At 64.9% G+C, this 9,229-nt stretch carries 12 protein-coding genes; 5 read left to right on the top strand and 7 right to left on the bottom strand.

What is annotated here, in order from left to right; all coding sequences use genetic code 11:
- The first annotated feature begins 151 nt into the window (after positions 1-151).
- Positions 152-1,153 carry an LLM class flavin-dependent oxidoreductase gene (locus tag CCS01_RS10665; RefSeq protein WP_275112904.1) on the top strand — a complete coding sequence of 334 codons (1,002 nt, stop codon included), beginning with the start codon at positions 152-154 and terminating at the stop codon, positions 1,151-1,153.
- 33 nt (positions 1,154-1,186) lie between these two features.
- Here the strand turns inward: CCS01_RS10665 and CCS01_RS10660 are convergent, their stop codons facing one another.
- From CCS01_RS10660 to CCS01_RS10650, 3 genes are all read right to left on the bottom strand, one after another.
- Positions 1,187-1,726 carry a hypothetical protein gene (locus CCS01_RS10660; protein ID WP_104518807.1) on the bottom strand — a complete coding sequence of 180 codons (540 nt, stop codon included), beginning with the start codon at positions 1,724-1,726 and terminating at the stop codon, positions 1,187-1,189.
- The gene (locus tag CCS01_RS10655) at positions 1,678-2,127 is read right to left on the bottom strand and encodes a hypothetical protein (protein ID WP_204848218.1); all 450 of its coding nucleotides are present in this window, start codon (positions 2,125-2,127) and stop codon (positions 1,678-1,680) included. The genes CCS01_RS10660 and CCS01_RS10655 overlap by 49 nt, the downstream gene beginning before the upstream one ends.
- 137 nt (positions 2,128-2,264) lie before the next feature.
- Positions 2,265-3,146: an alpha/beta fold hydrolase gene (locus CCS01_RS10650; protein WP_104518805.1), complete on the bottom strand. Its 882-nt coding sequence runs from the start codon at positions 3,144-3,146 to the stop codon at positions 2,265-2,267.
- Between the two features lie 257 nt (positions 3,147-3,403).
- Between CCS01_RS10650 and petA the strand changes: the two genes are divergently transcribed.
- The 4 genes from petA to CCS01_RS10630 all read left to right on the top strand — a co-directional run bounded on the left by petA (position 3,404) and on the right by CCS01_RS10630 (position 6,790).
- Positions 3,404-4,054 (top strand): ubiquinol-cytochrome c reductase iron-sulfur subunit, encoded by a 651-nt coding sequence (gene petA, locus CCS01_RS10645; RefSeq protein WP_338049974.1) that lies wholly within the window; start codon positions 3,404-3,406, stop codon positions 4,052-4,054.
- Between the two features lie 65 nt (positions 4,055-4,119).
- Positions 4,120-5,304: a CaiB/BaiF CoA transferase family protein gene (locus tag CCS01_RS10640; RefSeq protein WP_104518804.1), complete on the top strand. Its 1,185-nt coding sequence runs from the start codon at positions 4,120-4,122 to the stop codon at positions 5,302-5,304.
- Between the two features lie 36 nt (positions 5,305-5,340).
- Positions 5,341-6,138, top strand: a complete 798-nt coding sequence (locus CCS01_RS10635; RefSeq protein ID WP_104518803.1) for a glucose 1-dehydrogenase — start codon at positions 5,341-5,343, stop codon at positions 6,136-6,138.
- 13 nt (positions 6,139-6,151) lie between these two features.
- Positions 6,152-6,790, top strand: a complete 639-nt coding sequence (locus CCS01_RS10630; RefSeq protein WP_104518802.1) for a nitroreductase family protein — start codon at positions 6,152-6,154, stop codon at positions 6,788-6,790.
- A gap of 106 nt (positions 6,791-6,896) precedes the next feature.
- Here the strand turns inward: CCS01_RS10630 and CCS01_RS10625 are convergent, their stop codons facing one another.
- The 4 genes from CCS01_RS10625 to CCS01_RS10610 form a co-directional block, all read right to left on the bottom strand.
- On the bottom strand, positions 6,897-7,265 hold the full coding sequence (locus CCS01_RS10625) for an NAD-dependent epimerase/dehydratase family protein (protein ID WP_158258338.1): 369 nt from the start codon (positions 7,263-7,265) through the stop codon (positions 6,897-6,899).
- Between the two features lie 2 nt (positions 7,266-7,267).
- A complete protein-coding gene (locus CCS01_RS10620; protein ID WP_239992096.1) occupies positions 7,268-7,549 on the bottom strand; it encodes a GDP-mannose 4,6-dehydratase in 282 nt (93 codons plus the stop codon).
- A 291-nt stretch (positions 7,550-7,840) separates the two neighbouring features.
- A complete protein-coding gene (locus CCS01_RS10615; protein WP_146101678.1) occupies positions 7,841-8,461 on the bottom strand; it encodes an IS630 family transposase in 621 nt (206 codons plus the stop codon).
- 12 nt (positions 8,462-8,473) lie between these two features.
- Complete coding sequence (locus tag CCS01_RS10610; protein WP_104518798.1) at positions 8,474-8,845, bottom strand: IS630 transposase-related protein; 372 nt, start codon at positions 8,843-8,845, stop codon at positions 8,474-8,476.
- Between the last annotated feature and the right edge of the window lie 384 nt (positions 8,846-9,229).

Below are 9,229 nucleotides of genomic sequence, written 5' to 3'. Positions count from 1 at the left end.
GAATGAACATCGGCGACGCTTCACCCATTGGGTGCGGCTCCTTCGCAGCGCGGTAATGATGACAACACGCTGATTCGGAAGGATATTTCGGAAAGTACAAGTGAAATTTTCGTGTAGCGACGAATAAGGCGGGTTCAGCTTCGTCGAGAACCTGGGCTATGATTCCGTCTGGGTGACGGACAGCCAGATGCTGTTCTCCGATGTCTATGCCGTCTGCGCGCTGGCGGCGCAGCACACACGGACGTTGCGCATCGGCCCCGGCACCGCGATCTGCGGCACGCGCATTCCGCCGGTGCAGGTGGCGGCGATGGCGACGCTGAACCGGATCGCGCCGGGGCGGGTGTTCCTGGGCATCGGCACCGGCAACACGGCGATGCGCACGATGGGCCAGAAGCCGATGAAACTGGCGGCGTTCGAGGACTATCTGCGGGTGCTGTCCGGCCTGCTGGACGGAGAGGTGGTGGACTACACGTACGAAGGACGCACGCGCCCGATCACGATGCTGCGGCATGACACCCGGTTCATGAACCTGCAGCCCCGGATTCCGCTGTACGTGTCCGGGTTCGGTCCCCGCGCCATGTCGATGGCCGGCGAATACGGCGACGGCATCATTTTCGCCATCCCGCCGCGCGGCGTGCCGGTGCAGGAAGCGCTGGCGCACGCGCGGCAGGGCGCGGCGCGGTCCGGCCGCGACATGTCGGGCTTCCGCAACGCGACGCTGATCAACATTGCGCTGCTGGAACCAGGCGAGCCGGTCGACTCCGACCGCATCAAGCAGACCGTCGGCCCCAACGTGATGGCCAGTGTCTATTACTTCTACGACATGGTGCACGAACGGAAGATCGACCCGCCCGACTTCCTGCAACGGATGTGGAAACCCTATTGCGCGCTGGTCGAGCAGACGCCGCCCGAGCACCGGCATTTCCGCACGCACGAATTCCACTACACCGACCTGCATCCCGGCGAGGCGGACCTGATCGACGAGCAGCTGATCCGCGACACCTGCCTCGTCGGCGAGCCGGACGAAGTCGTGGAAAGGATCCAGGCGCTGGAACAGGACGGCCTGCAGGAAATGGTGTTCGCCGTCGGCAACACCGGCAAATGGCGCCTGGCCGAGCAATTCTCGCGCAAGGTGATGAAGCGGCTCGGCTGACGCGGCGTCGAAGCCGGGGACGGGACGTGTCCGCTATGGCTGCTGCAGGAGGCCCCAGCGCGGGACCGCCGGCTCCGCCGTCGCCCATTTCCAGATTTTGCCCTGCTTGCAGATGTCGACTGTGTACCAGGCACGCGTCAGCCTGGCGCCGCTTCCCTCGTCCACGGAAAAGACGATCCGCTTGCAGGTGGCGATCTGCGACTGGATCAGGCGGATGACGCGAAGCTGCCCATGCTCGTTGCCGATGGGCACGATGTGCTCGATCTTCCAGGTCGTTGCGCCACCAGCCGGCAGGTCCGCGGCGGCCCGGGCGATGGCGTCCTGCTCGCTGCCATGCCAGGTGCGGGTGACATAGAGCATGGTGGCATTGGCGGCGGCGTCGGTCGCCACGCCGACAGCGAAACCGACGGCCGGGCTGCCGGTCGCGGCGCCGCTGATGCCGCCGGTGATCAGGCCGGTGATCTGCGGCACCGACTTGCAGCCGGACAGCGCCAGCAGCGCGGCCAGCAAGCCCCAGCGCAGCGTCACTGCAACGATCCCCAGCGCGCTGTTGCCGGTTCCGCCGAGGCCCATTTCCAGGTCTTGCCGTCCAGGCAGACCGACGCCGTGTAGAAGGAACGGTGCTCGCCCGCCTTGTCGGTCGTGTTGACGGAGAAAATGATTTCCTTGCAGGTGAAGTCCTTCCCGCCGACGACCCCGGTGACGACGACGTCGCCATGCTGGTTGGCTTCGATCGGGATGCGGTGGACCACGCTCCAGTGCCCGATGTCGCCCGGCTGCAACGGCCCGGCCGCCTGGGCGATGGTGTCCTGCTCTTTCCCGTGCACGTCACGCTCGACATATTGCAGGCCGGCGTTGGCGCCGGCGGCGACGCCAAGGCCGATCGCCGCGGCGCCGGTGGGGCTTTTGGTGACGGCGCCGGCGATGCCCGCGCCGGCAATGCCCGCGATGTCGGCGGTGCTTGTGGTGAGCACCGAACTGCACCCGGACAACACGCCGGCACAGGTCAGCAACAGAAACGGAAGCAGATGGCGAGGCAGCATGACGAACAGACGTATCGGCCATGCCGATCCGCCCGTCCAGGCATAATCGTATCGCTGCAGCTGGATGATTACTTCATTCCCGTTATGGAATCGACCATTGCGCGCGGATCGCGCCGCGGCCAGCGCCCGGCATCGACCTGGGCGACGAAATCGGCCACCAGGCGGTTGAACTGGCCGGGATCCTCCAGGTTGATCGTGTGGCCGCAGTTCGGCATCACCGACAGCGCGGCCGAGGGGATCGTCTGCTTCATCAGCAGCGCGGGTTGCAGGCAAGGCCAATCCTCATCTCCGGTCAGGATCAGGGTCGGCACAGTCAGTGCCTTCATCTGGTCCACAAGGTCATACAGCGACGGCCGTTCGCCCTGCACGCCAAGCTGGGTGTTGCGCGCGCCGACAGCCGAATGTTCAGCAAGCTGCTGCCTGAACTCCGCAAAGCCGCGCGGGTTCTTGTTCTCGAACTGCACCCTGGTCGGCCCGTAGGCATATTTCGCCGCGAACGCTTCGATTCCGTTCCTGTCGAGGAAATCGGCGACCGTGGCGACCTCGGCGCGGAACCTGTCGCGCTGGCCCGGCTCGGCGCCATAGCCGCAGCCGGCGACGCACAGCGACAGGGCGCGCTGCGGATGGCGGAAGCCGAAGTGCAGGGTGGCGAACCCGCCCATCGACAGGCCGATCACATGCGCCTTGTCGATGCGCAGGTGATCCAGAACGGCGGCGATATCATCCGCGGCGCGGGCCTGGGAATATTTCGCAACGTCATCCGGCACGTCCGAGGGCGGATAGCCGCGCGCGGCATAGGTGATCGCGCGGTAGCGCTGGCCGAAATGCCGCAGCTGCGGCTCCCACGCGCGGTGGTCGCCGGCGAATTCGTGCACGAAGATCAGCGGCGTTCCGGACCCGGTTTCCTCATAGTGCAGGCGGACCCCGTCGTCGGTCGTTGCAAAAGGCATGACGCGTCTCCCTTGTGCGTTAAGATTGGCGGATTGGTGGCATGGGCGTTGTCACAACGTCATGGTGAAGGCCGCCATGACGACAGGGCAGTCGCGCCGCCGCGCCTCCGTTTCAAAGCCAATGCGGAACGTCTCCCCGGCCTGGCAGTCGCTTCAGTCTAAGCCATCGAGGTGGATTGGGAAATTCAGGCGCCAGTTCCGGTACTCCTGACGAATTATTTATAAGACTCGATCATGACCGGGCCTTCAGCCATGGTATGATCCCGGCCATGTCACATGCTGCAACAACAGGGCCTGAGCCCAAACGCCGCGATATGTTGTCCCTGGTTGCCACCGCTGGCGCGGTCATCGGAACCTGCGCGGTGATATGGCCGTTCATCGACTTCATGGAGCCGTCCCGAGACGTGATCGCCGCCGGCGCGCCGATCGACATCGACCTGTCGAAGGTTGCGTCCGGGCAGCAGATCGTCGTGTTGTGGCGCGGCGCCCCGATGCTGATCGTCAACCGCACGCCGCAGGCGCTGAAGACGCTGCAGAGCCCGGACCTGGTTTCGCGCCTGTCCGACCCGAAATCAAGCGTGCACCAGCAACCGCCATATGCCGAGAACTGGCACCGCTCGATAAAGCCCGAATACGCGGTTCTGGTCGGCATCTGCACGCATCTCGGCTGCCTGCCGCTGTATAAGCCGAACCCGGATCCGTCCGAGCCGGTGCCCGACTGGCCGGGCGGCTATTTCTGCCCGTGCCATGGCTCGAAATACGATCTGGCGGGCCGGGTCTACACGTCCGTTCCGGCGCCGTACAACCTGCCCGTGCCGCCGTATCGCTTTGTCAACGACACCACTCTCCGCATCGGCGAGAATCCGACCGGTGTGAGTTATGAACTCACCTCCGTGGTGCAGATGTAGGCTGCCTGCCTCGACCGCTTCATCCTTCCTGTGCCAACATGCGGCGTGACAGGAAGGATGGAAGCATGACGACAGGCCCGACGACCGCTCCCCTGGCCCGCTTCAAAGTCATCGATCTCACCCGCGTCCGCGCCGGCCCTACCGCGGTGCGGCAGCTTGCCGACTGGGGTGCCGACGTCATCAAGATCGAGGCGCCCGAGGGCGACGCCGGGCTGGGCGGCGAGCGGCATGGTCCGGATTTCCAGAACCTGCACCGCAACAAGCGCAGCCTGACGCTGAACCTGAAGGCGCCGGAGGGTCTCGCGGTGCTGAAGCGCCTCGTGGCGCAGGCCGACGTGGTGGTGGAGAATTTCCGTCCCGACGTGAAATTCCGCCTCGGCGTGGATTACGAGAGCCTGAAGGCGATCAATCCGCGCATCGTCTATGCCAGCATCTCCGGCTTCGGCCAGGACGGGCCGTATCGCGATCGTCCCGGTTTCGATCAGATCGCCCAGGGCATGGGTGGGCTGATGTCGATCACCGGCGAGCCAGGGCGCGGCCCGATGCGGGTGGGCATTCCCGTGGCCGACCTGACGGCGGGGATTTTCGCCGCGATGGGCATCCTGATTGCGCTACTGGAACGCGAACAGTCCGGCGAGGGCCAGTGGGTCAAAAGCTCGTTGCTGGGCGCGCAGATTTCCATGCTGGACTTCCAGGCGGCGCGCTGGACCATCGGCGGAGAGGTGCCCGGCCAGGCCGGCAACAACCACCCGACCAGCATCCCGACGGGGGTTTTCGCCACCGCCGACGGGCATATCAACATCGCGGCGGCGGGCGACGACATCTTCCGCCGCCTGTGCAAGGCGCTGGGGGCGGAGCATCTCGCCACCGATCCGCTCTACGCCACCGGCCAGGCGCGCTCGGACAACCGCGACCAACTGAACGAAACGATCGAGGCTGTCACCCGCGGCAGGTCCTCGGCGGACTGGATCGAGGCGCTGAACAAGGCCGGCGTGCCGTCAGGGCCGATCTACCGGATGAACGAGGTGTTTGCTGATCCGCAGGTGAAACATCTGGCCATGACCCGCACCGTGCCGCAGACGGTGCTGGGCAATGTGGAGGTCATCGGCCAGCCGATTGAACTCAGCCGCACGCCCTGGAGCATCCGCAGTGCCACGCCGGAACCAGGCGAGCACACCGACGCGGTGTTGGGCGAACTCGGCTACAGCGCCAGGGAGATCGCCGCGCTGCACGCCGCGAAGGTGGTCTGAACGGACCTGACAAGTAACGAAAAGGGGAAGCGAACCATGGACTTCACCGGCAAGGTCGCCCTGATCACCGGCGGCGGTGGCGGCATTGGCCGGGCCACCGCACTGGGCTTCGCGCTGCGCGGCGCCAAGGTGATGATTGTCGATGCGAACGTCGAGTCCGGCCGCGCCAGCGTCGACATCATCATCCAGCGCGGCGGCGACGCGGCGTTCGTGCAGGCGGACGTGACCCGGTCCGTTTCGGTGCGGGACTATGTCGAGAAGACGCTGGCCACCTATGAACGGATCGATTGTTTCTTCAACAACGCCGGCATCGCGGGCGTCGTCAGGCCGATCCAGGAGTATGACGAGGAGGTTTTCGACCAGGTCATCTCGGTCAATCTGAAGGGCGTGTTCCTCGGGCTGCGCCACGTGCTGCCGGTGATGTTGGCGCAGAAGTCGGGCGCGATTGTCAACACCGCTTCGGTGGCCGGGCTGTTCGGCGCGCCGGGGATGCCGGCCTACGTGGCGTCGAAGCACGGCGTGCTGGGGCTGACCAAGGTCGCGTCCACCGACGTGGCGGCGCATGGCGTGCGGGTGAACGCGGTGTGCCCCGGGCCGGTGGAGACGCGGATGATGCGGTCGCTGGAATCGCAGCGTAGTCCGAACGATCCGCAGGCCGTGCATGCCGCCTATGCCGCCGGCATCCCGACCGGGCGCTATGCCGTGCCGGACGAGGTTGCCGGTGCCGTGCTGTATCTTTGCTCGGGCCTGTCGCATGATGTGACGGGCACGCATATCGTGATCGACGGCGGCCGCTCCGGCTCGGGCGGCACGGCGCCGGCGAAACGAAACTGAAGGAGGCGGAGCCATGCCGGATCTGTTCGAGATCATCAGCACCACGCGGTCGATGCGCCGGCTGAAGCCGGACCCGGTGCCGGACGAGCTGATCCGTAAAATCCTGGAAGCCGGCACCGCCGCCGCGAATGGCGGCAACAACCAGACCTGGCGCTTCCTGGTGGTGAAGGACCCGGCGATCAAAAAGGCGGTGCAGGTCTGGTACAAGAAGGCGTTCGATGAAGTCATCGGGCCGCGCTACGCCGGCAGCACGCCGCCGCCGGGCGTGACGGCGGAGAAATACCAGCGCCAGGGCAGCGCCGTCGCCTACCTGACCGAACATTACCATGAGGCACCGGTCTGGATCGTCGCCTGCCTGGTGGACGGGCCGAATCCCGGGCGTGGCAACGGCGCCTCGATTTATCCGGCGGTGCAGAACATGCTGCTGGTGGCAAGGGCGCTGGGCCTGGGCTCGACGCTGACAACGCGGCATCTGCTGCATGCGAAGGAAGCCGACACCGCGCTGGGCCTGCCCGAGGGCGTGCACTCCTACGCGATCCTGCCGATCGGCTACCCGATGGGGAAGTTCGGGCCAGTCGGGCGGGGGAAGCTGTCCGAGGTGGTGTACCTGGACAAGTGGGAGCAGCCGTATCCGGCGGTGGCTGGCGCCTGAACGAGACGGCAGTGACGCTGCTGATGAACCCAAGCCCGGTCTTGTGTCATGCCCCCGTCATTATATGGTTCAGGGAGCCGCTGACACGCTGGTCCGGACACGGGATCTATGCGATCTTTGCGCCGCCCCGAAAAGAGGCACCATAGGCTTCCGAACTCGAAACAAATAGCAATTGACAGTTGGGCACATAGCGTGCCAGCGCCCAGGCCAGGTGCATCGTGCCGTGAAAGTTGACCTGCCAGGCAAGCTCCGGAGCCTGCCCCGCTGCGGTGACTGCCGACACCGCGGCAAGGTGAACGCAAACCTCCGGCAGCGCGGCCTGAACGGCCGCAGTGACCTCGGCTGCATTTCGAACGTCCAGGCGCGGTGCAAGCAGGGCAGTGGTTGGATATGCAACTGAAAGCGCCCTTACCAGATGACGGCCGACGAATCCCGAGGCGCCGGTGAGCAGTACGGTTTGGGGAGAAGTCGCCATCGTCATTGCTTCAAGCGGCTGCTGTGTCGTGCCAGATCCGCATCGACCATCTCTGCGATCATGTTCTCCAGTGTGATTGTCGGGTACCAATTAAGTTTTTGTTCCGCTTTGCTGGCGTTGCCAAGCAGAACATCAACCTCCGCCGGACGCATCAGATCGCTTCGGGAAACCACATGGTCCTGAAAATTCAGTCCGGCATAGCTGAATGCGAGGCGGCAAAACGCCCGAATCGTGGTGTTGTGACCGGTGGCAACCACATAGTCGTCCAGCGCCGTATGTTGCAATATCAAACCGACACGGCAGGTGAGCCCGAACCTGTCAGATTTTGCACCGCGCCTGCCGTCGGTTGGCGTTCGACGGCTTCGAAGTGCTCCCCGGAGAGCCGAAAAGCAAAGTGCACTGTGTGGCCTGGAAATCGCCGAAGCGTCCCGACTTCGCTATCGCCGATTCGTTTTGTGAGCGCGGTGGCGGAGCGGTGTGAATGAACTCCAAACAATATGATCTGCCGAAGTCATGCTGGCTTCGCCTCGCGCTTTTGTGTCTCGGTGGAAAGGCTTACTACAGCAGATCGCAGGTCAGTTGGGACAGGCATAGCCGCAATGTCGGAAGAAGGCGGCGGCATCCTGAGCGGTGATGGTGTCGAGCGCGGGAGCCAGCGCCTGTTGCAATGTCTCGACGATGCGTGCGGCGACCCGGCGGAGATAAGATTTCACCTTGGCCCAGCCCGGCTCGATCGGGCTCAGATCGGGGCTGTAGCTGGGCAGGTAGCGATAGGGAAAGCCTGATCCATCGAGCACCGCCTGGACCTCAGGCGTCTTGTGCGGGCGCAGATTGTCCATCACCAGCACCGCATCGGGCTTGCGCTCGCGCAGCACCGGCAGCAGCACCTGCTCGAGATAGGCGGCAAAGGTGTCAGCATCGGTGGCGGCCTCGATGCTCATGGTGGCGAGGATGCCCTCGATGCCGATGGCGCTGAGCACGCTCAGCCGCTTCCAGTGGCCGAACGGGAGCTTGGCGAAGGCTCGCTCCCCGCGTGGACTGCGGCCATAACGGCGCGCCATGCTGGTCAACACCGCGCTCTCATCGATGAACACCAGCCGTTCCGGCGCGATCCCGTCCATTCCGGTGGTCTCATCCGTCCACCAGTGCGCGCGCGCCTGCACGACGTCGTCACGCTCCTGCTCAGCCGGCTGGATGCTGCGTTTCTTTCACGTCCAGTCGAGCCGCCGCAGCGCGCGGCCAACCGTCCAGGGATTGACCCGCACGCCGGTCTCAGTCGCCAATCGGTCGCGGCATTCCTCCAAGGTCAGGTGATTGTCCGCCTCCAGCAGCCGGCACAGCGCCACCTCGGTCTCATCGCGGATGATCGGTTCGCGGATGATCGGTTCGCGGATGATCGGTTCCGGGCCGCGACCCATCGGCTTGGCCGCACGGCGGCCTTCGTCACGAGCCGCCGTTACCCAGCGACAGATCGACGAGCGGCCAACCATGAATTCCTCTGCAACCGCCTCGACTGGCTCACCGGCTTCAACCGCCACCAGCACGCGCTCGCGTAAGTCTGTCGAATAAGCTCCAGGCATTCATTCCTCCACCCCCTATATAGTCGCCTGTGAAGAATCCAGAAACCCCTGGTAGCCAGCGGGATCTTTGCCATGGCAAGTAATCGTATTTGCCAGAAATTCGGCACGGGCCAGCGGTTTTCCGGCAAAATTTGACTGCCGCTGCCTGCCGTGATCGGCTGCGGCCGACACGGACCGGGGAGGATCCTGCCGATGCGGCCAGCCAAGCAAAGCGCCAGCGGCGAGACACAGCGGCTGGGGCCGCGTCTGGATCAGATGGTTCCTCGCTGTTTCAGGTGGGTAGGGCGAGTTCGAGCTTACCCGCGATGAGGTAGATCATCGCCTTCAGGTTGCGGGAGGAGCGGTAGCCCCGGGCCTTGGCTTTGGCCGCCTGGACGAGGCTGT

This window comes from Rhodopila globiformis, assembly GCF_002937115.1.
GTDB lineage: Bacteria > Pseudomonadota > Alphaproteobacteria > Acetobacterales > Acetobacteraceae > Rhodopila > Rhodopila globiformis.
This window is presented reverse-complemented; position numbering and strand designations above follow the sequence as displayed.